The organism is Phycicoccus flavus (assembly GCF_004025965.2).
Taxonomy (GTDB): domain Bacteria; phylum Actinomycetota; class Actinomycetes; order Actinomycetales; family Dermatophilaceae; genus Phycicoccus; species Phycicoccus flavus.
This window is the reverse complement of the sequence record NZ_SAYU02000013.1, coordinates 49,598-72,957: the sequence shown is the minus strand read 5'-3', so window position 1 is coordinate 72,957 and position 23,360 is coordinate 49,598. Positions and strand designations below refer to the sequence as shown.

Here is a 23,360-nt window from a genome sequence, read left to right as displayed (position 1 = left end):
CACTACCGGGCCCTCGACGAGCGGCTCGTCTCCTTCGTCCGGGACGAGCTGTACGACGGCCGGGTCGTCACCTTCCCCGGCGCCGGCCGGGACCCGGTGGTGCGGCACGTCCCCGTCGACGGCGTCGGCATCGCGCCCGCGGGCCAGGGTGCGGTCGAGTCCACCGACGCCGAGGTCGACCGGGTCGTCGGGCTCGTCCTCGAGCACGCCCGCTCCCGCCCGGACCGCTCGCTCGTCGTGCTCGCGCTCTCACCCGGGCACCGCCGGCGGGTCGAGGAGGCCCTGCGCGGCGCACTGTCGCGGCTCGGGCCGCACGAGCTCGCCTTCTTCAACGAGACCCGACCCGAGCCCTTCGCCGTCCGCGAGCCCGCCACCGTCCAGGGCCAGGCCTGGGACGACGTCATCGTCACCGTCGGCTTCGGCCGCACCCCCCACGGCCGGGTCCTGCACCGCTTCGGCCCGATCGGCACCGACGCCGGCCACCGCCGTCTCGCCGTCGCCCTGACCCGTGCCCGCCGCGGGCTCACCGTCGTCACGTCCATCTCCTCCGACGACCTGGACCCGGAGCGCCTGCGGACGCCCGGGGCCCGGCTCCTGCGCCGCCTGCTCGCGCACGCCGAGGCCGAGGGCGCCCCGCCGGCCCGGGTCCGCCCGGACGTCACGGTGCCCGCGGGCGGGACGACGGCGGACGCGCCGACGCCGGACGACCCGGTGACCGACGGGGCACCGGACGACGCCGCGGTGACCGACGAGGACGAGACCAGCGGGGTGACGGACGCGGCCGCGACGACCGACGGGACGGTGACCGACGGGACGGCGACGGCCGACGACGCGACGAGTGACGAGGCGCCGGACGAGACCGCCACGACGGACGGGACGGCCCTGGCCGACGACAGCGCGCCGGCCGGCTCGCCCGTCGCCGACGAGCCGGACGAGGTCCTGCCGACCGCCCCTGCGACGTCCGGCGGCGCGACCGCGGCGGGTGGGTCGGTCGTGCTCGCCGACCTGGCCCGGAGGTTGCGGGCCCACGGGCTCACCGTGCACGAACGGGTCGGCACCTCGTCTTCGCCGGTGGACCTCGCCGTCGAGGACCCGACGACCCCCGGGCGGATGCTGCTGGCCGTCGAGGCCGACGGGCCGGCCTACGCCGCGGTCGGCACCGTCCGTGACCGGGACCGGCTGCGGCCGGAGATGCTGGCCACGCGCGGGTGGCGCCACCTGCGGGTCTGGTCGACGGACGTGTTCCGCGACCCCGCCCGTGACGTCTCCCGGGTCCTCGAGGCGGTCGGCGTGCGCCAGGCGCCCGGCGACGGTGACTGACCGGCCGGCCGGCGACCCCGGTGACGACGGGCCCGAGACGTCGTCGCCGGCATCGGGGTCGTCGGGCTCGACGGGCTCGGACGCGCCCGGCGCGCGGTCGAGCCGGCGGCGTGCCCGGCGCGCCGTCCGACCCGCGACCAACCCCGGGACCGACGACGCCCCGGACCTCGCCACCCCCCGCGAGGACCCCGGCCCCGGCCACTCCCCGCACGACCGCTGGCTGCGCGAGCAGCGCCCGCCGCACTGGGAGTGACGTCCGCCGGTCGGTCGCAGGCACCTCGGCCGCGGATGACGGCTGAGGGGCCCGGGACCACGTGGTGCGGCGGGGCTCAGACCCCCCGGCCGGCGCGCAGCTCGTCGCGGATCTCCTTGAGGAGCTCGGTGTTCGGGTCGACGGTCTCGGCGGCGGGCTCGTCCGGGAAGAACCGCTCCTTGGCGCGTTCGTAGGGCTTGACGATGAAGAAGTACACGACGAACGCGAGGATGAGGAACGCCACGAGCGCGGTGAGGAACGGGCCGATGCTCTGGAAGCCACCGGGCTGCCAGTCGTCGAACTTCGGCGCACCGCCCAGCTTGGCCAGAGCCTCGACGATGACCTTGGTGAACGCGGTGACGACCGTCGCGAACGCGGCACCGATGATGAACGCGACGGCGAGCTCGACGAGGTTGCCCCGCATGATGAAGTTCTTGAACCCCTGCATGGGTGGTTCCTTTCGACGCGATGTGCGGACGGTAGGCAGAGTAGGACTCCGCGGCCCCGGCGTCGCGCCGGGACGGCGACGTCCCGCCCCTCGGTCGGCGCGGCGGAGCGCGGGCCGGCCGCCCGGTCACGACGGCAGGGCGGCGACGTTGACGACGGGCGGGCCCTCGAGGCCGCCGTGCCCGGACAGCACCGCCTGCGCCGACTCGCCCGGCAGCTCCAGGACGAGCCCGCGGGCGGGCGGAACCCCGACGTCGACGGTCGGGTCCTCTCCCACGTCGACGTCCACGGCCAGCACCCGCGCCCCCTCCGCCAGGGCCGGTCCGCCCGCTGCCGGGTAGACGGCGACGAGCCGGCCGGCGTCGAGCAGGCCGGCGGCCGCCGGGTCGGCGAGGAGGACGTGCAGGGCCACCCGGCCGGGCCGGAGCCCGTCCGCCGGGCCGCGGGGGACGAGGCGCGTCGCCGTCAGCGCCTCACCGACCGCGAGACCGGAGCCGACCCGTCGTCCGAGGACGTCCGCCGGCCGGCGGGCGCCTCCGGGCTGCCGGGACCCGGCCGGGACCGTGGTGACGGCGAGGTCCGCGGGTCCCAGCACGGCACCGGCCGGGACGGCGCGGGCGGCCACGACGACCGTCGCCGTCGGGGCAGGGGGCGGGCGGACCTCGTGGAGACCGACGAGCACCGCACCGGCCGCGCACGCCGCGGCGAGCATCCGCCGCAGCACCGACCGCCGCCATCGCGCCCGCCGGCCGGGACCGGTGACTCCGGGGAAGGGGCGGGGCAGCGGGGGCATGCGCCGACGCTAGGTCGCGGCGCCCCCGCCGGGGCGGGTCAGGAGGAGGTTGTGGACGACGACGAGCCCGACGAGGCCCCTGTGGACGAGGCGGTCGAGGAGCCGGACGACGAGGACGAGCCGGACGACCCCGACGAGGAGCCCACGGACGACCCGCTCGAGCCCGACGAGGAGCCGGAGTCCTTCGAGCCCGAGTCCTTCGAGCCCGAGTCCTTCGAGCCCGAGTCCGTCGACCCCGAGGACTCGCCGGACGAGGAGCCGCTGCCGGACCCGGCGCGCGAGTCGGTGCGGTAGAAGCCGCCACCCTTGAAGACGATGCCGACGGCGTTGAAGAGCTTGCGCAGCCGGCCGCCGCACACGGGGCAGACGGTGAGCGAGTCGTCGCTGAACGACTGGACGACCTCGAAACGGTGGTCGCACTCGGTGCACGCGTAGGCGTACGTCGGCACGGGGTCCTCCTCGGACGGCATCGGGGCGCCGCCGGTCCCGGTTCCGGTGCGGACGGGACGTGCGGCGGCGCGGTCGTCGTCCAGGATAGGCGACCGTCCGGACACCGACGACGGCCGCGTTCCCCGGGGTCCCGGGTCCCGCGGCCGCGTCGTGCCGGCCCCTGCTACTTCACCTCGGCGCGGGTGATCCACCACATCCCGGCGGTGAGCGGCAGCACCACCCAGACCCCGACCGACGTCCCGAGCTGGGCCCACTGCTCGCCGGTCAGCGACCCCGTGAACAGCGGCTCCATGGTCCGGTTCAGGTCCAGCCAGCGGGCGGCGGTCTCGACCTGGGTCACCAGTGATCCGAGGATCGACCACGCGGTCGGCAGGACGAAGTACGCGACGACGGCGGCCGGCGTGTTGCGCAGGAGCATCGCGAACCCGAGCCCCTGGAGCAGGCCGAGCAGCACGTAGCCCGCGGCCCCGAGCCAGACCGTGCCGGCGAGGTCCCAGTCCCCGGTGGCGCCGCGCAGCCCGACGGCGGCGGCGTGCGCCAGCGCGCCCAGGGCGAAGGAGAACGCGACGGCCACGACGCCGACGACGAGCGAGGCGAGCACCTTGGCCCAGGTGACCCTCGCGCGGCGGGCCTCCAGGGTGAAGGTGACGAGGGCGGTGCGCTGCGACCACTCGGCGGTGACCGCGAGGATGCCGACGATGGGCAGGAGGATGGCCATCGGCATCGTCGTGGCCTGGAGGTAGTCCCCGAACGGGTGGTCCCCGCCGCCGCGGACGAACAGGACGGTGAGGGCGCCGGCGATGACGACGCCGATCGCGATGAGCAGCCAGCGCCCGGCGCGGGTGTCGAGCATCTTGCGCAGCTCGACGGCGACGAGCCGGGTGAAGGGGATGCCGGTGGTCGGGCGGCCACCGGCGATGGGTGCGGGCAGCCGGGGGGCCGCGGCGTCGGTGGGGGCGGCCGGGGCCGTCGTCGTGGTGCTCACGCCATCGCCCCCTCGCGCGCCGACGAGGCGGTGAGCTCGAAGAACATCTCCTCCAGGCCCCGCTCGTCGCCGCCCCGCAGCTCGAGGAGGGCGACACCGGCGTGGAGGGCGGCCTGCCCGACGGTCGCGGGGTCGGTGTCGGCGAGCAGGCCGCCGGCCTCGACCTTGGTCACGGCCACCGCCCGGTCCGCCAGCGCTCGGGCCAGGCGCGCGTCGTCGGTGGAGCGGACGACCGTGCCGGAGCCCGCCAGCAGCTCGGCGGTCGTTCCGGAGGCGACGATGCGGCCCCCGCCGATGACGACGATGTCGTCGGCGATCCGCTCGATCTCGCCGAGCAGGTGCGAGCTGAGCAGGACGGTGCCACCGCGCTCGGCGAACCCCCGCAGCAGGCTCCGCATCCAGCGGATCCCGGCGGGGTCCAGGCCGTTGGCGGGCTCGTCGAGGACGAGGACCTCGGGGTCGGCGAGCAGCGCGTGGGCGATGCCGAGCCGCTGGCGCATCCCGAGGGAGTAGTTGCGGATGCGCCGGTTCGCCTCCTTCGAGGTGAGCCCGACGAGCTCGAGGGTGTCGTCGACGCGGCGGCGGTCGACGCCGGTGAGGATGGCGCCCAGGGTCAGCACCTCGCGGCCGGTGCGGCCGGCGTGCTGGGCCGAGGCGTCGAGGAGGAGGCCGACGTGCCGGCCCGGGTTCGGCAGCGTCGCGTAGGGGCGGCCGAGGACGGTGGCCCGTCCCGTCGTGGCCGGGGTGAGCCCCGCGACGACGCGCATCGCGGTGGTCTTGCCGGCGCCGTTGGGGCCGAGGAAGCCGGTGACCCGGCCGGGACGCGCCTCGAAGGAGACGTCATCGAGAGCGGTGAACGCGCCGTAGCGCTTCGTGACGTGGTCGACGGAGATCATGTCGCCCAGCGTGGCGGCGGGGCGGTGGGGCCCGCCATGAGGGAGGGACCTGACCCGACCCTGAGGGGTGTAGGGGTCGTCTCGGGGTCGCGGGGCGCCGGACCCGCGTGGGCGCTCGGCCGGAGACGCGCGGTGCCGCCCCGACCGGCAGCCCTGCCGACGGCTGCTCAGCCGTCGGACCACTCCGCGAGCCGCCCGCCGCGCGAGACGAGGTAGAGGCGCCGCTCGGCCTCCTCCCGGACCGCCGCGGGCGTGACGACGAGCAGCTGGTCGCCGTGGCGCAGCACGTCGCTGTCGCGCGGGACGAAGGAGCCGCCGTCGCGGACGACGAGCGCGACGTTGGCCCCGCGCGGCAGGCGCAGCTCGAAGACGCGCACGCCGCCGATCCGGGAGTCGGGCCCGACGTCGATCTCGAGCAGCTCGGCCCCGAGGTCGGTGAGCGGTGTCGCCTCGACGGCGAGGTCGACCCGGTGGTGCGAGGCGTCGACGTGCAGCCGGCGGGCGACGAAGGGCAGGGTCGGCGCCTGGATGAGGGTGAAGACGACGACGAGGACGAAGACGAGGTCGAACATCCACTCCACGCCCGGCGTGCCCGCCGTCACCGGCACGGTGGCGAGCACGACCGGGACCGCCCCCCGCAGCCCGGCCCAGGACAGGAAGGCCTGGGTGCGCCACGACATCCGGAACGGCGTGCACGACACGACGACCGACAGCGGGCGGGCCAGCAGCAGCACGGCCGCCCCGACGACGAGCGCCGGCAGCGCCTGCTGCGCGAACCCCGATGGCGACGCGAGCAGCCCGAGCAGCACGAAGAGCCCGATCTGCGCCAGCCACCCGATCGCGGTCGCGAACCCGACGACCGACGGCCGGTGCGGCAGGTGCACGTTCCCCAGCACGAGCGCGGCGAGGTAGCAGGCGATGAACCCCGACGTGTGCACCGTGTCGGCGGCGGCGTAGGCGAGGACGGCGACGGCGAGCACCCCGATGGCGAACAGCGCCGACGACGACGTCGCGACGACCCGCATGAGGCGCGCCCCCAGCCAGCCGACGACCAGCCCGACGACCGTCCCGCCGGCCAGCTCCAGCCCGGCGACGAGCAGCAGGTGCCACCACGGCTCGGGCTCCCCGCCCGGCGCGATCTGCGCCGCCAGGGCGGTGACGAGCAGCACGACCGGGGCGTCGTTGAACCCCGACTCCGCCTCGAGCATCCCGGAGATACGCCGGGGCAGCGGGACCCTGCGCAGCACCGAGAACACGGCGGCGGCGTCGGTCGAGGCGACGACGGCGCCGATGAGGAAGGAGATCTCCCACGACCAGCCGAGCACGACGTGGGCGACGACGCCGACGACGAGGACGCTCACCGCCACGCCGACCGTCGCGAGCACGGCCGCGGGCCCCACCGAGCGCTTGATGCCCGACCACTGGGTCGTCACCCCGCCCTCGATGAGGATGAGGACGAGGGCCGCGTAGCCGAGGACCTGGGTGAGCTCCTGGGAGTCGTAGCGGATGCCGAGGCCGCTCTCGCCGAGGGCCAGGCCGATGGCGAGGTACACCAGGAGCGAGGGCAGCCCGGAGCGCAGCGAGACCCGCACCGCCGCCACCGCGACGACGAGGACGAGGCTCCCGATGAGCAGCGCGGCGGACAGGTCCTGCAGGGTGAACGCGTCGGGCGGGGCCGCCCCGGCGGTCGGCAGCGCCCACAGGTGTGTCACCAGGACCGTCCTCGTGTCGTCGTCGCGTGGTGTCCTAGTCTCGCAGGGTGAGTCGCCTCGTCGTTGCCCGCCGCTTCGCCCTGGGACTCCTCGCTCTCGTCGTCGTCGCCGCGCTCGTCCTGTCCGGGATCGTCGTGTCCGCGGTGCGCGACTCGCTGCCCGACCGCTCCGGCGAGGCCACCCTCCCCGGGCTCGGCGCCGCGGTCACCGTCCTGCGCGACGACAGCGGCGTGCCGCACATCTACGGCGACAGCGTCACCGACATCGCCCGGGCCCAGGGCTACGTCCACGCCCAGGAGCGCTTCTTCGAGATGGACCTGCGGCGGCACGTCACCGCCGGGCGGCTCGCCGAGCTCGTCGGGTCCGCCGGCGTCGAGACCGACAAGGTGGTCCGGACGATGGGCTGGCGCCGCGTCGCCGAGCAGGAGCTGCCGACCCTCGAGCCCGGCACCCGGCAGGTCCTCCAGGCCTACGCCGACGGCGTCAACCGCTACCTGCGCGGCCGCAGCCCCGGGGAGGTGTCGCTGGAGTACAGCGTCCTCGGCCTGAGCCACCCGGTCCCCGACATCGAGGAGTGGACCCCGGTCGACTCCCTCGCCTGGCTCAAGGCCATGGCCTGGGACCTGCGCGGCGACTACACCGACGAGCTCGCCCGCGCGCAGCTCACCGGCCGCCTGAGCCCCCGGCAGATCGACCAGATCTACCCCGCCTACCGCTCCGACGCGCACCCGCCGATCCTGTCCGAGGACGAGTGGAGCCCGCGCAGCCGGCGCTCCGGCGCGGCTGTCCCCGAGGCGCTGACCTCCGGACCGCCGCAGGCCTCGGCGCTCGCGGCGAAGGTCGTCCGCGCGACGACGACCCCCGGGGCGCAGCAGGCCTACGCCGACGTGCGGACCGCGCTGGACGCCGTGCCGCACCTGCTCGGTCGCGGCGAGGGTGTCGGCTCCAACTCCTGGGTCGTCTCGGGCAGCCGCACGAGCACCGGGCAGCCGCTGCTGGCCAACGACCCGCACCTCGGCGTCGGCCAGCCGGGCATCTGGATCCAGAACAGCCTCAGCTGCCGGCAGGTGGGCAGCGAGTGCCCGCTCGACGTCTCGGGCTTCTCCTTCGCCGGCGTGCCCGGCGTCATCATCGGCCACAACGCCGACATCGCCTGGGGCTTCACCAACCTCGGGCCGGACGTCTCGGACTTCTACCTCGAGCGGATCGTCGGCGACACCTACCTGCGGGCCGGCGACTGGGTGCCCCTGCAGGTCCGGGAGGAGACGATCAAGGTCGCGGGCGGCGCCGACCAGACGATCACGACCCGCGCCACCGAGCACGGCCCGGTGATGTCCGACGTCGTCCAGGCCGCCCACGACGCGGGGGTCCGCGCCCCGACCGCCGACGAGGGCGACCAGAGCGAGGACTACGCCGTCTCGATGGCGTGGACCGGGCTGCTGCCGGGCAAGACCGCCGACGCGATCCTCCAGCTGGACACCGCCCGCACCTTCGAGGAGTTCCGCGCCGCCGCGCGCTCCTTCGCGGTGCCCGCCCAGAACCTCGTCTACGCCGACCGGGCCGGCCACATCGGCTACCAGGCCCCCGGCCAGATCCCGGTGCGCCGGGCGGCCATCCCCAAGGCGCCGCCCGGGTACTGGCCCGCGCCCGGCTGGGACCCGACCTACGACTGGACCGGGTTCGTCGACTTCGCCGACCTGCCGTGGACGCTGGACCCGCAGGACGGCCAGATCGTCGCCGCGAACCAGCAGGTCACCGCCGGCCCGGGTCCGTTCCTCACCACCGAGTGGGACGACGGCTGGCGCTCGACCCGGATCGGCCAGCGGCTCGGCGCGCTCTCCAAGGTCTCGCCGGACGACATGCGCTCGATCCAGATGGACGACGAGGACCTGTTCGCCCAGACCCTCGTGCCCGCCCTGCTCGCCGTGCCCCTCGAGGCGCCGGAGTCCGAGCCCGAGCAGCAGGACCTCCTGGACTTCACCGAGCAGTCCCGCGAGCTGCTGCGCGGCTGGGACCGGACGACACCGGCGTCCGACTCCAACGCCTCGGCGACGGCCGCCTACTACAACGCCGTGTGGCGCAACCTCTGCGAGCTCCTCTTCGACGACGAGCTGCCGACCGGCCTCAAGGCCGACGGCGGGGCGCGCTGGCGGGCCGCGGTCCGCGCCCTGCTCTCGGACCCCGAGAGCGCCTGGTGGGACAACAAGCTCACCCCCAACGTCACCGAGGGCAAGGACGAGATCCTGCGCCAGGCCCTCGTCCAGGCGCGCCTCGAGCTGACCCGCGAGCTCGGCAAGGACCCCGAGGGCTGGGACTGGGGCCGGCTGCACCGGGTCACGCTGGAGCACCCGGTGCTCGGCGGCGAGACCGTCCCGGCGCCGGTGCGCTGGCTCTTCAACGAGGGCCCCTACGACATGCCCGGCGGCTCGGCCATCGTCAACGCCAACGGCTGGGACGCCAGCGAGGGCTACGAGGTGAACTGGGGGCCGTCGATGCGGATGGTCGTCGACCTCGCCGACCTCGACGCCTCGACGTGGATCAACCAGACCGGCGTCAGCGGGCACGTGTCCGACGACCACTACGCCGACCAGGTCGCCGACTGGGTGGCGGGCCGGCAGCGACCCTGGCCCTTCTCGCTCGAGGCCGTGCAGGCCACCGACCCCGACGTGCTCACCCTCCGTCCCGACGCCGACGGCTCCTGACCGCAGGCGGCCGCGTCAACGGAGCCGGACGACCCCGTCGGCGGTGAGGACGGCGTCCACCGGCTCGTCGTGCTCCTCGCGCGGCAGGGTGGCGCCGGTGTCGAGCTCGCCGGGGTGCAGGACGAGGACGACCGGCGTGCCCGGCCGCCGCCGCGGCAGGGCCCGGTCGTAGCAGCCGCCGCCCTGGCCGAGCCGCGTCCCGCGCCCGTCGGCCGCCAGCCCGGGCGCGAGGACGAGGTCGGCCAGGCCCGGGGCGTCGCGCCCGAGCGGCCGGTCCGGACCGGCGGTGACGTCGTGCCAGTCGAGGTCGAGGCCCGGGAGCGTGATGGGGACGAGCACCCGGTGGCCGGCGGCGACGAGGGCCGCGTTGAGCGCCGTCGTCGGCGGCTCGCCGGGGACCGACGCGTAGGACAGGACGACGGCGGGGCGCGTGAGGTCGAGCCCGTCGACGAGCGCCAGGGCGCGGGTCGCGAGGGCCCGTGCGTCGGCGCCGTCCGGCCCGAGGTCCCGCGCGGCGGCGAGCCCGCGCCGCCGGGCGCGCAGCCCCGAGCGGACGCCACGCTTCGCGGAGTCGGTCACCGGTGCATCGTAGGGTGACGCCATGACCAGCGAGGCGCTGCGCGCGGCGACGGCGACCATGCGAGAGGCCGGGGTCGACGACCTCGCGGTCCGGGTCTTCGAGCGCTTCCACCGCCAGCTCGAGGACGACGTCACCGGCACCATCCCCGAGGCCACCGTCGAGCCGCTCACCGAGGTCCGGGCGCTCGGCGACGTCCACCCCGGCGAGGACGCCGTCCGTGAGGCCCTGGCCCGCACGGTCGTCGTCAAGCTCAACGGCGGGCTCGGGACGAGCATGGGGGTCTCCGGTCCCAAGTCGGCGCTCGAGGTGCGCGACGGGCTGACCTTCCTCGACGTCATCGCCCGCCAGGTGCTCGCGTTGCGCGAGCGCCACGGCGTCACCGTGCCGCTGCTGCTCATGGACTCCTTCCGCACCAGCGAGCGCTCCTTGGAGATCCTGCGCGCGCACCCCGGCCTCGAGGTCGACGGCCTGCCGCTGGACTTCCTCCAGAGCAAGGAGCCCAAGCTGCGGGCCGACGACCTCACGCCGGTGCGCTGGCCGCAGGACCCCGAGCTCGAGTGGTGCCCGCCCGGCCACGGCGACGTCTACGTCGCGCTCCAGACCTCCGGCGTGCTGGGGACGCTGCGCGAGCGGGGCTTCCGCTACCTCTTCCTCTCCAACGCCGACAACCTCGGCGCGACGTGCGACGGCGTCATCCCGGCCTGGATGGCCGCCGAGGGCGTGCCCTACCTCGCCGAGGTGTGCCGCCGCACGGCGAACGACCGCAAGGGCGGGCACCTCGTGCTCCGGCGGTCGGACGGCCGGCTCGTGCTGCGCGACAGCGCCATGGTCGAGCCGGGGGAGGAGGACGCCTTCCAGGACGTCGAGCGCCACCCGTACTTCCACACGAACAACCTCTGGGTCGACATCGACGCGCTGACCGCCCGGCTGGCCGAGAGCGACGGCGTCCTCGGGCTGCCGATCATCGTCAACCGCAAGACCGTCGACCCCACCGACCCGGCGTCGACGCCGGTCATCCAGGTCGAGTCGGCGATGGGGGCGGCGATCGAGACCTTCGAGGGCGCCCGCGCCGTGGAGGTCGACCGCTCCCGCTTCCACCCGGTGAAGACGACCAACGAGCTGCTGCTGGTGCGCAGCGACCTCTACCGGCTCGCCGGCGACGGCCACGTCGAGGCCGTCACCGACCGGGAGGAGCCGTTCGTCGACCTGTCCTCGCCCTACCGGCTCGTCGACGGGTTCGAGGAGCGCTTCGCCCACGGCGTCCCCTCGATGCGGGAGTGCACGAGCCTGCGGGTCGAGGGCGACACGAGCTTCGGCGCGGGGGTCGTCTGCGTCGGGGACGTCGTCGTCGGCCCGGACGTCGGCGCCGTCCCGGACGGCGCGCGGCTCGGCGGTGACGTCTGATGCGCAGCGTCGCCGAGCATCGGGACGCCGTCCTCGCCCTCGTCGGCCCGACCCCGCGCGAGACCGTCCCCGTCGGGTCCGCCCTCGGCCGGGTCCTCGCCACCGACGTCACCGCCGTCGTCGACCTGCCCGGCTTCGACAACACCGCGATGGACGGGTATGCGGTGCGCCACGCCGACCTGGCCGGCGCCACCGAGGACGCACCCGTCCGCCTGCCGGTCGACGGCGACATCGCGGCGGGGGACACGACCCGGCACGTCCTCGCGCCCGGGCACGCGCTGCGGATCATGACCGGGGCGCCGCTGCCGGAGGGCTGCGACGCCGTCGTCCCGGTGGAGCACACCGACGGCGGCGCCGAGTCCGTCCTCGTGCGGGTCGAGCCCGCGCCCGGGCGCTACGTGCGCGCCCGCGGGGAGGACGTGCGCACCGGCGACGTCGTCCTGCGCGCCGGCACGGCCCTGGGCCCGGGGCACGTCGCCCTGGCCGCCGCCGCCAACGTGCCCGAGGTGACCGTGCACCGCCGGCCGCGGGTCACCGTCGTCTCCACCGGCGACGAGCTCGTGCCGGTCGGGTCCATGCTCGAGCACGGCCGGATCGTCGACTCCAACCACCTCATGCTCCGCGCGCTCGTCGAGGCCGCCGGGGCCGAGGTGGCCGCCGGCGTGCACCTGCGCGACGACGCCGACGCCGTCCGCGCCTTCCTCGCCGCCCCCGACGGCGACCCCGACCTCGTCATCACGAGTGGCGGGGTGTCGATGGGCGTCTACGACACGGTCAAGGAGGTCCTCACCGAGGTCGGCGGCGTCGAGTTCGTCAAGGTCGCGATGCGGCCGGGGATGCCGCAGGGCTGCGGGGTCGTCGGCGGCGGGTCCGGCCCGGCGGTCGTCACCCTGCCGGGCAACCCGGTCAGCTCATTCGCCTCGTTCCACGTCTTCGTGCTGCCCGCCCTGCGCGCCATGTCCGGCCTCGACCCCGACGACGACGGCTCGTTCGAGGCCGAGGCCGGCGCCTCCTGGTCCAGCCCGCGCGAGAAGGTCGAGCTCACCCGGGTCGTCGAGGAGGACGGCGTGGTGCGCCCCTCCGGCGGCCAGGGCTCGCACGTGCTCGGCGCGCTCGCCGAGGCCACCGCGTTCGCGCTGGTCCCGGTCGGCGTCGAGCGGGTCGAGCCGGGCACGAGACTCCGCTGCCTGCCGATCCTGGGGCATCATCGAGGGCGTGGCTGACCCATCGCCTCCCTCCGGGGGGCTCACCCACGTCCGTGCGGACGGCACCGCGCACATGGTCGACGTCTCCGGCAAGGACGTCACGGTCCGCCGGGCCGAGGCCCGTGGGCGGGTGCTCCTGTCGGCCGGCGCCGTGGCGGCGCTGCGGGACGGGACGGTCCCCAAGGGTGACGCGCTCGCGGTGGCACGGATCGCCGGCATCCAGGCCGTGAAGCGCACGCCCGAGCTCGTGCCGCTGGCGCACCCCGTCGCCGTCCACGCCGTCGAGGTCGACCTCGAGGTCGTCGACGCCGGGGTCGACCTGCGCGCCGCCGTGCGCACCGCCGACCGCACCGGCATCGAGATGGAGGCCCTGACCGCGGTCGCCGTCGGGGCCCTCGCGCTGGTCGACATGGTCAAGGCCGTCGACCGGCACGCCCGCATCACCGACGTGCGGGTCACCGCCAAGTCCGGGGGACGCTCGGGCGACTGGAGCGAGGACGGGTCGTGAGCGAGCGGCCGCCCCTCGCCGGCCGCCGGGCCGTCGTCGTCACCTGCTCCACCCGGGCCGCGGAGGGTGTCTACCCCGACCGCGGCGGTGCGCTCATCGCCGACGCGCTGCGCGGCTGGGGCTGCGAGGTCGCGGAACCGGTGGTCGTGCCGGACGGTCCGGCCGTCGCCGAGGCGCTCGCGGCGGCGGTCGCGGACGCCCCCGACCTCGTGCTCACGACCGGCGGCACCGGGCTGACGCCCACCGACGGCACCCCCGAGGCCACCCGGCCCCTGCTGGACCGCGAGGTCCCGGGCGTCGCCGAGGCGATCCGGGCGGCGGGCGTCGCGAAGGGCGTCCCGACGGCCATCCTGTCGCGGGGGCTCGCGGGCCTGGCCGGGCGCACGCTCGTCGTCAACCTGCCCGGGTCCAGCGGCGGGGTGAAGGACGCGCTCGCCGTCCTCGGTGACGTGCTGCCGCACGCGCTGGACCAGGTCCGAGGAGGCGACCACTGATGTGGCGGCGCCTCGTCGGAGCCGGGCCGCGCCGCGACCCCCATCCCTCGCCGCCCCCGGAGTGGGTCTGGCCGGTGACGCTGCACGGCCGCACGCCGCTCGGCACCGAGATCTGCCTGCGCCCGCTGACCTACGCCGACGGCCCGATCTTCGGGGCCGTCCGGCGGGCCAACGCCGCGTGGCTCGAGCCGTGGGACGCCACCGCCCCCGACCCCTCCGCCCCGCCACGCACCTTCGAGGACCTCGTCGGCCAGTACGACGACGACGCCGCGGCCGGGCGGGCGCTGCCCCTCGTCATCGAGAGCGGCGGCCGGATCGTCGGCCAGGTCAACGTCGGCACCGTCGTCTTCGGGTCCTTCCGCTCCTGCCACGTCGGCTACTGGGTGAGCCGCTCGCTGGCCGGCCGCCTCGTCGTCCCCACCGGGGTCGCGCTGGCGGCCGACCACCTCTTCGGCCGGGTCGGGATCCACCGGATGGAGATCAACATCCGGCCCGAGAACACCGCGAGCCTCGCCGTCGTCCGCAAGCTCGGGTTCCGGTCCGAGGGACGTCGCCCGCACTACCTGCACATCGACGGGGAGTGGCGCACCCACCTGTCGTTCGCGCTGACCAGCGAGGACCTCGCCGGGGAGACGATGATGCAGCGCCTGACGCGTCTGACCCGTTCAGCACAGTCGTCACACGAGTCACTTGCGCGACACACCGAGTCGGGTGCGGGCTCAGGAGAGGGTCCCCGCCTACCGTCGTAGCCGTGCAGTCCCCGTCGAGCCTGATCTTCTTGGTCCTCCTCGGGGTCTGGGCTGCCTACTTCGTGCAGTACTGGATCCGTCGGCGCGACCACCTGGCCACCGCCCGCTCCGTCGAGCAGTTCACGGCGGCCATGCGGGTCCTGGAGCGGCGCAGCCCGATTCCGCGCACCGACCTCTCCGACCCGGCCCCCCGGTCCTGGTCGGTCCACCCCGCCCGGTCCACCCGCCCGCAGGTCGTCGTCAAGCGCGCCGTGCCCGCCGAGCGCACCGCGCCGGGTGAGGGCCGGGAGGTCACCGACCCCACGCCGGCCCCGGTCATCGAGACCCCGCGCACCGCCCCGGCCCGGCGACCCCTGGCCCGGCCGGCGGCGCGCGTCCGCCCCGCGGCCCGCGTGCGCGCCCTCGTGCTCCTCCTCGCGCTCCTCGGCTCACTCGTCTCCGGCGGGCTCGCCGGACTGGGCCGCGCCCCCTCTTGGGCTCCGCTCGTGGGCCTCGCCGTCCTCGCGGCGTCGTTCGTGTGGCTCCGCTCCGGTGTCCGCGCCGAGCAGGCGGCCCGGGCGGCGCGTCGTCGTCGGGCCGCGCAGGAGACGCGCCGCCGCGCCGCCGCTCCCGTCGTCCCGGCCCGCGCCGGTGCCGCCCCGTCCGTGCGGCCCGCCGCCGCGCGGTCCGCGTCCGTCGCGGGCGCCCGCGCCGTCACCGGTGCTCGCGCCGCCGGCCAGGACGGTCCCGCCCGCGCGGCCGAGCAGGCCGCCCCCGTGACCGTGGCGGCCGGGACCGACGCCCCCGTCGCGGCGACCCCGGCCGGCACGGACGTCCGGGTCCACGGTGACGCGCCCGAGGTCGTCGCCGCGCACGCGTCGACCCCGGAGCCGCAGGCCGCACCGCCGGTGGCGCCGGCCCCGCAGCCCGTGCTCGAGTACGTCCACCTCGTCGACGAGGACGACATCCCCCTCACCTGGGACCCCGTGCCCGTGCCCCGGCCGACGTACACGATGAAGGCCAAGGCGGAGCGGCCCGAGGTTGCCCCCGCCGATGTCACGCCCGAGCCGGCCCCGGTGCAGCCGCCGGCCCGCGCCCACGAGGACGACCTCGACGAGCGGCGCGCCGCGGGCGCCTGAGCCCACCCGCGGGTGGTCGCACCCGTCCGTGGTGGCGCGCTGGTCGACGACCTCGCCGAGCAGCGGCCGCCCCGGACCCGGTCACGTGTGGGCGACCGTTCCGTCGGCGCCTGCCAGGTGCGACCGGCTGCACGGTGAACCGGCGGAGGCCCTCACCGAGGGGGCCGGATCGAACCTCGGGCAATGGCTGCGCCGTCGTTGGGGCGCGTCGTCCACCGGGGCAGGTCGACGGGTGGCTCACGCGACGCGGGCGCGTCGGGAGCCGGGCGCATCGGCGGACGGTTCCGCCGATGGGGCGCGTTGCCGGTCAGGAGTCGGAGCGGGTCCCGCCCGGCTCGGCCTGACCCGGGACCTCCGGGACGAGCGGCGCCTCGTCGGTGTCCTGCACCGCCTCGCTGTGGGCCGCGGCGGCGTGCTCCTCACCGAGGACGTCGGCCACCGTCGGGTTGTCGACGTCCCGCGCGCCGAGTCCGTCGGGGGAGTCCAGCAGGTGGTGGCCCACCGCGTTGAGCACCGCCACCGTGGGGACGGCGATGAGACCGCCGATGATGCCGGCGAGGATGATGCCGGCGGCGATGCCGAGGATGACAGCCAGCGGGTGCAGGCTCATGGCCCGGCCGATGAGCAGGGGCTGGAGCAGGTGGCTCTCGAGCTGCTGCACGCCGATGACGACGCCGAGCATGATGAGCGCCTTGACCGGGCCCAGCGCGACGAGCGCGAGGAGCACGGCGACGCCGCCGGACACCGCGGCGCCGACGATCGGGATGAAGGCGCCGAAGAACACGAGCAGCGCGATGCCGGAGGCGAACGGCACCCCGAGGATCGCGGCCCCGACGCCGATGCCGATGGCGTCGGCGAGGGCGACGAAGATCGTCGCCCGGGTGAAGGCCGCGAGCTGGCCCCAGGCGATGAGGCCCGAGGAGTGGGTCTTGGCGCGGGCGCCGCGCGGGAACAGCCGCACCACCCAGGCCCAGATCGTCGGACCGTCCTTGAGGAAGAAGAACAGCGTGAACAGGGCGAGGAAGAACCCCGCGACGAGGTGGCCGAAGGTCAGCCCCGCGGAGGTCAGCGAGTCGGTGACGTTCCCGGAGCTCACGGCGTCCTGGGCGCGGGCCACGTAGTCGGTGATCTGGGTGTCGGTGATGCCGAAACTGTCCTGCATCCACTGCCGGATCTGGTCGATGCCGTCCGTGACGCGCTGGGTGATGTCGCCGAGCTGGCTCGTCAGCTGCGAGCCGACGAAGGAGATGAGCCCGGTGACGACGGCGATGGTGCCGACGACGGTGATGCCCGCCGCGGCGCCCTTGGGCATGACGCGCACGAGCCGGTCGTAGAGCGGGTGCAGCAGCGCGGAGAGGAGCAGCGCGACGACGACGGGGATGACGACCTCGGACAGCAGGGCCGTGAGGCGCAGCACCCCGACGAGGACGAGGGCGATGACGACGGTGCGCCAGGCCCACTCGCTGGCCGTGCGCACGCCGCGGGGCACCGACCACTCGGCGGGCCGGCGCGCGTCGCCCTCGGCCAGGGGCGTCACCCCGGGGTCGCCCGGCAGCGACGTGGGCAGGTCCGCGGGGGACGGACGGGCCTGCGGGCCACGGGAGAACGGGAGTCGCATGCCGCGACTCTAGGGCGTCGCGACGACAGACGGGCCAGCGCCGTCCCGCAGGCCGCTGACCTGGGCACTCGCCGGGTCGCGGAGGTCGCGCGGCGGCCCGGGACGCGGGCGGTCGTCGTCCCGGTGCGGGCGGCTCGGCGCTGCCCGGCGGAGCGTCGCGGGACGGCCGCGGAGGCCTGGCGACCGGAGCGGGCGTGGACGACGGGCGGATTCGGGAGGGGTACCCCGCTGGTGTTAATGTGTCTCCCGCACTCGGGGCTGTGGCGCAGTTGGTAGCGCGTCTCGTTCGCAATGAGAAGGTCAGGGGTTCGAATCCCCTCAGCTCCACCGAAATGCCAGAGGGCCCGGACACGTCAACGTGTCCGGGCCCTCCGCCGTTTGCTGGAACTTTCGCGACCTCGGACGACGGACGTGATGGGCCCGGACCGAGCGGGGCGGTCACGCAGTGGCTTCCCGGGGCAGGTCAGGCGGGGGCCGGAGCCGGTCGGTACCGGAACGTTCGGGTTCGCCGGGGAACGGAGGTGGTGCGGACCTGAAGGTTGCGGGATCAGGCGAGGAAGTGGGCACGGGTCGGCGCTGGTCGGCAGCGGAACGTTCGGGTTCGCCAGGGAACGGAGGTGGTGCGGACCTGAAGGTTGCGGGATCAGGCGAGGAAGTGGGCACGGGTCGGCGCTGGTCGGCAGCGGAACGTTCGGGTTCGCCGGGGAACGGAGGTGGTGCGGACCTGAAGCTTCCGGGATCAGGCGAGGAAGTGGGCACGGGCCGGCGCCGGAACGTTCGGGTTCGCCGGGGAACGGAGGTGGTGCGGACCTGAAGCTTGCGGGATCAGGCGAGAATGTGAGCACGGCCCGGCGCCGGTCAGCGCCGGAACGTTCGGGTTCGCCGGGGAACGGTGGTGGTGCGGACCTCAAGGTTGCGGGATCAGGCGAGAAAAGTGGGCACGGGTCGGCGGGGGTTGGCTGCGGAACGTTCGGGTTCGCCGGGGAACGGAGGTGGTGCGGACCTGAAGCTTCCGGGATCAGGCGAGAAAGTGAGCACGGGTCGGCGGGGGTTGGCTGCGGAACGTTCGGGTTCGCCGGGGGACGGAGGTGGTGCGGACCTGAAGCTTCCGGGATCAGGCGAGAAAGTGAGCACGGGTGGGGGTGGGGGCGGGGGCGGAGAAGGTCGGGGACGGCGAGGGGCCCGCGGTGCCGAAGCACCGCGGGCCCTCGTCATGCGTGAGTCTTGACGTCCCGGCCGGACGGCTCACTGTCCGGCCGGGACGCGTCCCAGCCGGTCGCATCCTCCGGCGGGACGTTCTGGGGGTGGGGCGCCGCGGGGCGCCCCGGCCCGGGTCAGTGCTTGCCGCGACCCTTGCCGTTGCCGCCCTTGCTCTTGCCGCCACCGGTGCTCTTGCCGCCACCGGTGCCCTTGGCGCCCGAGCCGCCGTTGCCGGTGCTCTTGGCCCCCGAGCTGCCCTTGCCGGTGCTCTTGGCGCCGGAGCCGCCGTTGCCCGAGCCGCCCTTGCCGGGGCCGGACCAGGTGGTCGTGGTGCCCGTCGACGGCGCGGGCTGGGTGCTGCTCGAGCTCGGCGGCGTCGCGGTGGACGTGCGGTCGGACTTCTTCGCGGTCTTGGCAGCGTCGCGGGCGGCCTTGCGCTCGGCCTTGGCGGCCTTCTTCTCGGCCTTGGCGGCGTCGCGGGCGGCCTTGCGCTCGGCCTTGGCGGCCTTCTTCGCCGCCTTGCGCTCCGCCTTCGCGGTGGCGTCCTCCGCCGAGTCCTCGGTCTCGGCGCCCTCGTCGGTGGCGGCGACGTCGTCGCAGCCGACCTCCTGGAGGTTGCGGAAGGCCGTGGACTTCTCGGCGGCCTGACCCTGGGACTGCTGGACGTGCGCCCAGGCGTTGCACAGACCCTTGTGGGCCGGACCGGCAGCGTCGGGGCCGACGCCGCCGCCCTGCTCGGAGTCCTCACCGTCCTGGTCGTCGGAGTCCTCGGTGCCCTGGTCGTCGGAGTCCTCGGTGCCCTGGTCGTCGGAGTCCTCGGTGCCCTGGGAGCTCTCCGTGCCCGGGGTGTCCTCGGACCCTTGGCCGTCCTCGGTCCCCTCGTCGTCCGAGCACTCGGTGCCCTGGTCGTCGGAGTCGGTGTCGTCGGAGTCCTCCGTGCCCTGGTCGTCGGAGCCGTCGGTGCCCTGCTCGTCCGCGGTCGCGGTCTCCTCGGGTGCGGACTTCTCGGAGCCCTCGGCCGACCCGGTCGAGGTGTCGGTGCCCTCATCCGAGTCGTCGGACTCCGTGGAGCAGGTACTCCCGGGCGACGGGCTCGCGCTCGGGACGTCCTCGCCGGCGAGGACGAACGAGGTGGGGGCGGACGAGGCGACGGCAGCGACTCCGCCACCGAGAAGGACGACTGCGGCGCTGGTCAGGGCAGCGCCGACACGGCTCAGGCTCACGACAGGGGACCTCCGGCGAGAAGGAAGTGATGGAGGAGAGAATGTCCGCCACCGGAGGCCGCTGTCGCCCGGACGGTGCGGCTTATGGCCGAACGGCCGAGTCCGCCCAGGTCACCCCGGCACCGGCAGCCCCACCGGTGCGCTCCCGACGCTCACGGCGGCGTCGCCCAGGCGCAGGAACGAGCCGAGCGCGACGAGCTCGCGCGGGGTGCGTGGCGAGAAGTCGGTGAGCACCCGCGAGCGCACGACGAAGGCCGAGTGCTGCCCGCGCGAGATCGCGACGTTGAGGCGGTGCCGGTCCAGCAGGAAGCCCATGCCGCGCGAGACGTCGGAGTGCGAGGAGGCGGCCATCGACACGATGGCGACCGCGGCCTCCTGGCCCTGGAACTTGTCGACGGTGCCCACCGGCACCCGCTCGTGACCGGCCTCGTCGAGCAGCGCCCGGATCGCGGCCGCCTGGTGGTTGTAGGGGGTGATGACGACGAGGTCGTCCTCGGCGAGCGGCCGCGGCCCGACCGGACGGCCGTCGGCGTCCATCTCGGCCGGGTCCTCCCACCGGCGGCCGAGGAGGTCGCGGACGAGCGCGAGCACCTCCTGGGCCTCCTCGAGCGAGTGCGTCGAGTTGTCCCGGTGGTCGACCATCCGGACGTGGAGCCCGGGCTCGACGCCCTCCAGGGTGCGGGCCGCGGTGCGCTCCTCGCGCGAGGTGAGGCGACCGTCGTAGGCGAGGTCGGACACGACGGCGGTGAGCGCCGGGTGCATCCGCCACGTCGTGTCGAGGAAGTAGCCGAACCGGGCGGGCAGCACCGACTCGCCGCCGGCCAGCCAGGCCAGGGCGGCGGTGTCGATGGGTTCGGCGTGCGTGCCCGTGATGACCTGCGGCAGCTGCTGCGGGTCGCCGAGCAGCAGCAGCCTCCGGGACGCCACCGACACCGCGAGCGTCTTGGCCAGCGAGAACTGGCCGGCCTCGTCGACGACGAGCAGGTCGAGCTGGCCGCGTTCGACCCGCGACGGTCTGGTGAGGTCCCACGCGCTGCCGCCGATCACGTATCCGCGTCCGGCGGAACGGTGCTCCGCGGCGAACCTCGCGAGCCCGTCGGCCGAGTCCAGCGCGGTCCACGCCGGGGAGGCCGCGTGCTTCGGCGCCTTGCCGACCTGCGACCGGCCGACTCCGGCCCGCACGACGGCGTCGAGGACGTTCTCGACGGCGGCGTGGCTCTGCGCGCACACCCCGACCGCCCAGCCGGCCGCCACGAGCCGGGCGACGACGTGCGCGCCGACGTACGTCTTGCCGGTCCCGGGCGGGCCCTGCACCGCGACGTAGGAGTCGTCCATCCCGCGCAGTGCCTCGGTCACCGCCTCGACCGACCCGCCCGGCCCCGGGGGGACCGAGGGCAGCGCCGCGCCGCCGCGCAGCCGTGGGGGCCGGCGGAGCAGCAGGTCGGTACCCGCGCCCACGGGAACCTGCCCGGTGTCACGGACGACGGCAGCGACCTCGGCGAGGGCGGCGTCGATGGTGGCGGAGGAGACGGAGTCGTTGGGGACCAGGGCCACCGGCCCGACCGCGTGCCCGACGGGGCCGGGCTGGAGCTCCTCGACGAGGAGGGTCTGGTGCAGCCGCCCGTTGGGGGCCCGCACCTCCTCGGTCTCGAGCACGGTGACGCCGGCGGGGCTCTTGGCGTTGGCGTGTAGCAGCTCGGCGGTCATGCCGTCGGGGGCCGGGACGGCGTAGACCGCCGAGACCCGGGCCCCGACCGGCAGCGGTGCGTTGCGCAACGGCTCGCCGTGCAGCCGGACCAGGCGCCGGGCCTTGCGGGCCCGCGGCGGCTTCGCCCAGTCGCCGACGACCTCGGTGCGCTCGACGAGGAAGACCCCGTCGGCGGCGCGCCACTCCGACGTGGGCAGCCGCAGCCGCTCGAAGTGCTCCTGCCACCTGGGCTTGTCCTCGCGGGCGTGGAAGAGGACGGCGGCGGCGACGAGCGCGACCGCGTGGTCGACGTCGGACCGGTCGGCGGGCGGGACGTCGGGGACGAGGGCCCGGACCGCGGCCTCGAGCTCGAGCGCGGCCTGCCGGGCCTCGCTCACCCGCAGCTCGGCGGCCTCCTCCAGGACGGGGGGCGGCGGGTCGCCGGCGTCGTCGGTCCGCAGGCCGAGCAGCCACTCGCGCAGCAGCCACGTCGACTCGCAGTCCTTCTCGTTGTAGTCGGCGATGTCCTGCAGCCGCGTCTCCGCCTCGGCCGTTCGCCCCTCGAGCAGCGCCTGCTCGTACTCGTGGTAGGCGACGATGCTCTCGGCGCCGCCCTGGACGTCCTCCTCCCGGGCCGGCATGTAGAGGGGCTCGAGCTTCTTGATCGAGTACGAGCGCTGCGACACCCGCACCCCCGAGCGGACCGTCGCGTACAGGTCGACGAGCACGCCGTCGCGCAGCAGCTGGTCGACCTCGTCCTCGTAGGTGCCGTGGCGGGCGGCCAGCCGCAGTAGGGCAGCGGGCTCGTAGGGCGCGTAGTGGTAGACGTGCAGGTCCGGCCAGCGACGCCGGCGCTCGTGGACGTGGTCGACGAAGTCGACGAGCGCCTGCCGCTCCGCCCGCCGGTCATGGGCCCAGAAGGCACGGAACTCCGGCTCGCCGGTGTCGACCTCGACCATCCCGAAGAGGTACTCCAGCCCCCAGTCCGAGGACCCGCGCTCGCGCCACAGCGGGTCGCCCTCGAAGTCGAAGAACACGTCGCCCGGGCTCGGCGGCGGCAGCCGGCGCAGGGCGTCCTCGTCCACGACCTCGTGCCGCACCCCGGCCCCGGGGTCGGCCTCCTGCGCCAGCTGCAGCCGGGCCTGCGCGCGCAGCCGCTCCAGCGTGGCCGACCGCACGTCGGGCACCGGGCCCTCGCTGCGGGCGAGCGCGTCGATCGTCGTCACGCCCTCGTCCATCAGCCGCCGCCGGGTGGGCCCGCGCATGCCGGCGACGAGCAGGAGGTCGCGGGCGGCCTCGACCTCGGTGTCGCAGACCGGGCAGCGGCCGCAGGCCAGCCAGCGCGCGTCGCCCCAGCGGGCGGGGGCGTCGTCGGCCAGGTGCTCACCCAGCAGCGTCTCGAGACGCGCGCGCCGGGCCCGGTAGACCGGCAGGACGTCGCCGAGGGCGACGTCCTCCACGTCGCCGCCGCCGAGGACGAGCCGGGCGACGGGCGCCACCGGCACGCCGGCCCCGGCGAGCAGCGCCGCGTAGGCGCCGACCTGCAGCAGCGCGGCGACGTTCGCCGACCGCGCGAGCTTGGTGTCGCTGACGAGCCAGCCGTCCGCCGTGCGCTCGAGGAAGTCGGCGTGGCCGACGAAGCCGCCGTCGTAGACGGTCGCCTGGGTGAGCACCCGGACGCCGGGGTCGGACGTGGCCGTGACCGTCGCCGCCATGGCCTCGCGCAGGGCCGCGTCGGTGTAATCCGGACGAGGGAACTGGACGATGCCGCCGGGGTGGACGCCGTGGAGACGCCGCAGCTCGGCCTGCTCGTGCTCGTCGCCCAGCTGCGCGACGCGCGCGAGCATCGGGTCCTCGTCCTCGGCGTCCCCGGCACGCCGGCCCAGCCGCACGTCGAGCCCGGCGACGAGCGCGAACTCGCACGCCGCGGCCGTGCGCAGGTCGCTGGCGCTGGCGACGACGCGTCCGTCGAGGAGGATCATGGCTCGACCGTACGCGCGGCCCCCGACAGCCCCG

At 75.4% G+C, this 23,360-nt stretch carries 18 protein-coding genes, 1 tRNA gene and 2 pseudogenes; 11 read left to right on the top strand and 10 right to left on the bottom strand.

Annotation, left to right across the window (positions count from 1 at the left end; translation table 11 throughout):
- Positions 1–1,320, top strand: a pseudogene (locus EPD83_RS06110) (hypothetical protein); the annotation flags it as partial.
- A complete protein-coding gene (locus EPD83_RS06105; RefSeq protein WP_128365630.1) occupies positions 1,313–1,573 on the top strand; it encodes a hypothetical protein in 261 nt (86 codons plus the stop codon). The pseudogene EPD83_RS06110 and the gene EPD83_RS06105, both read left to right, overlap by 8 nt.
- Positions 1,574–1,649: 76 nt before the next feature.
- On the opposite strand, the gene mscL is transcribed toward EPD83_RS06105, so the two are convergent.
- Both mscL and EPD83_RS06095 read right to left on the bottom strand, forming a co-directional pair.
- Positions 1,650–2,021: a large conductance mechanosensitive channel protein MscL gene (gene mscL, locus EPD83_RS06100; protein WP_128365629.1), complete on the bottom strand. Its 372-nt coding sequence runs from the start codon at positions 2,019–2,021 to the stop codon at positions 1,650–1,652.
- Between the two features lie 126 nt (positions 2,022–2,147).
- Positions 2,148–2,813 carry an SAF domain-containing protein gene (locus EPD83_RS06095; RefSeq protein ID WP_128365628.1) on the bottom strand — a complete coding sequence of 222 codons (666 nt, stop codon included), beginning with the start codon at positions 2,811–2,813 and terminating at the stop codon, positions 2,148–2,150.
- A 51-nt stretch (positions 2,814–2,864) separates the two neighbouring features.
- Between EPD83_RS06095 and EPD83_RS20940 the strand changes: the two genes are divergently transcribed.
- Positions 2,865–3,107, top strand: coding sequence for a hypothetical protein (locus EPD83_RS20940; protein WP_322095772.1), 243 nt, complete (start codon positions 2,865–2,867; stop codon positions 3,105–3,107).
- Between the two features lie 14 nt (positions 3,108–3,121).
- Here EPD83_RS20940 and EPD83_RS20935 read toward each other — a convergent pair.
- From EPD83_RS20935 to EPD83_RS06075, 4 genes and pseudogenes are all read right to left on the bottom strand, one after another.
- A pseudogene (locus tag EPD83_RS20935) lies at positions 3,122–3,283 on the bottom strand (FmdB family zinc ribbon protein); the annotation flags it as partial.
- Positions 3,284–3,426: 143 nt separating this feature from the next.
- Complete coding sequence (locus tag EPD83_RS06085) at positions 3,427–4,248, bottom strand: ABC transporter permease (RefSeq protein ID WP_128365626.1); 822 nt, start codon at positions 4,246–4,248, stop codon at positions 3,427–3,429.
- On the bottom strand, positions 4,245–5,144 hold the full coding sequence (locus tag EPD83_RS06080) for an ABC transporter ATP-binding protein (protein ID WP_205859428.1): 900 nt from the start codon (positions 5,142–5,144) through the stop codon (positions 4,245–4,247). Before EPD83_RS06080 ends, EPD83_RS06085 begins: the two co-directional genes overlap by 4 nt.
- Positions 5,145–5,311: 167 nt before the next feature.
- Positions 5,312–6,856: a potassium/proton antiporter gene (locus EPD83_RS06075; protein ID WP_322095771.1), complete on the bottom strand. Its 1,545-nt coding sequence runs from the start codon at positions 6,854–6,856 to the stop codon at positions 5,312–5,314.
- Between the two features lie 47 nt (positions 6,857–6,903).
- Here EPD83_RS06075 and EPD83_RS06070 point away from each other — a divergent pair, with 47 nt between their 5' ends.
- Positions 6,904–9,558, top strand: a complete 2,655-nt coding sequence (locus tag EPD83_RS06070; protein WP_128365625.1) for a penicillin acylase family protein — start codon at positions 6,904–6,906, stop codon at positions 9,556–9,558.
- Positions 9,559–9,573: 15 nt separating this feature from the next.
- Here EPD83_RS06070 and EPD83_RS06065 read toward each other — a convergent pair whose 3' ends face one another.
- Positions 9,574–10,137: a 5-formyltetrahydrofolate cyclo-ligase gene (locus EPD83_RS06065; RefSeq protein ID WP_235950367.1), complete on the bottom strand. Its 564-nt coding sequence runs from the start codon at positions 10,135–10,137 to the stop codon at positions 9,574–9,576.
- 22 nt (positions 10,138–10,159) lie between these two features.
- On the opposite strand from EPD83_RS06065, the gene EPD83_RS06060 reads away from it, so the two are divergent.
- From EPD83_RS06060 to EPD83_RS06035, 6 genes are read left to right on the top strand one after another with little or no spacing between them, the layout of a single operon-like run.
- Positions 10,160–11,542 (top strand): UTP--glucose-1-phosphate uridylyltransferase, encoded by a 1,383-nt coding sequence (locus tag EPD83_RS06060; RefSeq protein ID WP_128365623.1) that lies wholly within the window; start codon positions 10,160–10,162, stop codon positions 11,540–11,542.
- Complete coding sequence (locus EPD83_RS06055) at positions 11,542–12,765, top strand: molybdopterin molybdotransferase MoeA (RefSeq protein WP_128365622.1); 1,224 nt, start codon at positions 11,542–11,544, stop codon at positions 12,763–12,765. The genes EPD83_RS06060 and EPD83_RS06055 overlap by 1 nt, the downstream gene beginning before the upstream one ends.
- On the top strand, positions 12,758–13,255 hold the full coding sequence (moaC, locus tag EPD83_RS06050; protein WP_268951194.1) for a cyclic pyranopterin monophosphate synthase MoaC: 498 nt from the start codon (positions 12,758–12,760) through the stop codon (positions 13,253–13,255). Before EPD83_RS06055 ends, moaC begins: the two co-directional genes overlap by 8 nt.
- Positions 13,252–13,749 (top strand): MogA/MoaB family molybdenum cofactor biosynthesis protein, encoded by a 498-nt coding sequence (locus EPD83_RS06045; protein WP_128365621.1) that lies wholly within the window; start codon positions 13,252–13,254, stop codon positions 13,747–13,749. Before moaC ends, EPD83_RS06045 begins: the two co-directional genes overlap by 4 nt.
- Complete coding sequence (locus tag EPD83_RS06040; RefSeq protein ID WP_128368227.1) at positions 13,749–14,498, top strand: GNAT family N-acetyltransferase; 750 nt, start codon at positions 13,749–13,751, stop codon at positions 14,496–14,498. Before EPD83_RS06045 ends, EPD83_RS06040 begins: the two co-directional genes overlap by 1 nt.
- A gap of 2 nt (positions 14,499–14,500) precedes the next feature.
- Positions 14,501–15,616 (top strand): hypothetical protein, encoded by a 1,116-nt coding sequence (locus EPD83_RS06035; protein WP_128368228.1) that lies wholly within the window; start codon positions 14,501–14,503, stop codon positions 15,614–15,616.
- 307 nt (positions 15,617–15,923) lie between these two features.
- Here EPD83_RS06035 and EPD83_RS06030 read toward each other — a convergent pair whose 3' ends face one another.
- A complete protein-coding gene (locus EPD83_RS06030) occupies positions 15,924–17,234 on the bottom strand; it encodes an AI-2E family transporter (protein WP_165566344.1) in 1,311 nt (436 codons plus the stop codon).
- A 254-nt stretch (positions 17,235–17,488) separates the two neighbouring features.
- Between EPD83_RS06030 and EPD83_RS06025 the strand changes: the two genes are divergently transcribed.
- A tRNA-Ala gene (locus EPD83_RS06025) sits at positions 17,489–17,561 on the top strand.
- A gap of 1,007 nt (positions 17,562–18,568) precedes the next feature.
- On the opposite strand, the gene EPD83_RS06020 is transcribed toward EPD83_RS06025, so the two are convergent.
- Together EPD83_RS06020 and EPD83_RS06015 are read right to left on the bottom strand one after the other, a co-directional pair.
- Positions 18,569–19,657: a hypothetical protein gene (locus EPD83_RS06020; protein ID WP_165566343.1), complete on the bottom strand. Its 1,089-nt coding sequence runs from the start codon at positions 19,655–19,657 to the stop codon at positions 18,569–18,571.
- Between the two features lie 111 nt (positions 19,658–19,768).
- Positions 19,769–23,326 (bottom strand): TM0106 family RecB-like putative nuclease, encoded by a 3,558-nt coding sequence (locus EPD83_RS06015; RefSeq protein ID WP_165566342.1) that lies wholly within the window; start codon positions 23,324–23,326, stop codon positions 19,769–19,771.
- Positions 23,327–23,360: the final 34 nt, after the last annotated feature.

Bases quoted from the DNA above. Each gene is read 5' to 3' on its own strand.
- EPD83_RS06060 (WP_128365623.1), top strand. From the start codon at position 10,160: ATGACCAGCGAGGCGCTGCGCGCGGCGACGGCGACCATGCGAGAGGCC.
- EPD83_RS06015 (WP_165566342.1), bottom strand. From the start codon at position 23,326: ATGATCCTCCTCGACGGACGCGTCGTCGCCAGCGCCAGCGACCTGCGC.
- mscL (WP_128365629.1), bottom strand. From the start codon at position 2,021: ATGCAGGGGTTCAAGAACTTCATCATGCGGGGCAACCTCGTCGAGCTC.
- EPD83_RS06055 (WP_128365622.1), top strand. From the start codon at position 11,542: ATGCGCAGCGTCGCCGAGCATCGGGACGCCGTCCTCGCCCTCGTCGGC.
- EPD83_RS06080 (WP_205859428.1), bottom strand. From the start codon at position 5,144: ATGATCTCCGTCGACCACGTCACGAAGCGCTACGGCGCGTTCACCGCT.
- EPD83_RS06095 (WP_128365628.1), bottom strand. From the start codon at position 2,813: ATGCCCCCGCTGCCCCGCCCCTTCCCCGGAGTCACCGGTCCCGGCCGG.
- EPD83_RS06040 (WP_128368227.1), top strand. From the start codon at position 13,749: ATGTGGCGGCGCCTCGTCGGAGCCGGGCCGCGCCGCGACCCCCATCCC.
- EPD83_RS06030 (WP_165566344.1), bottom strand. From the start codon at position 17,234: ATGCGACTCCCGTTCTCCCGTGGCCCGCAGGCCCGTCCGTCCCCCGCG.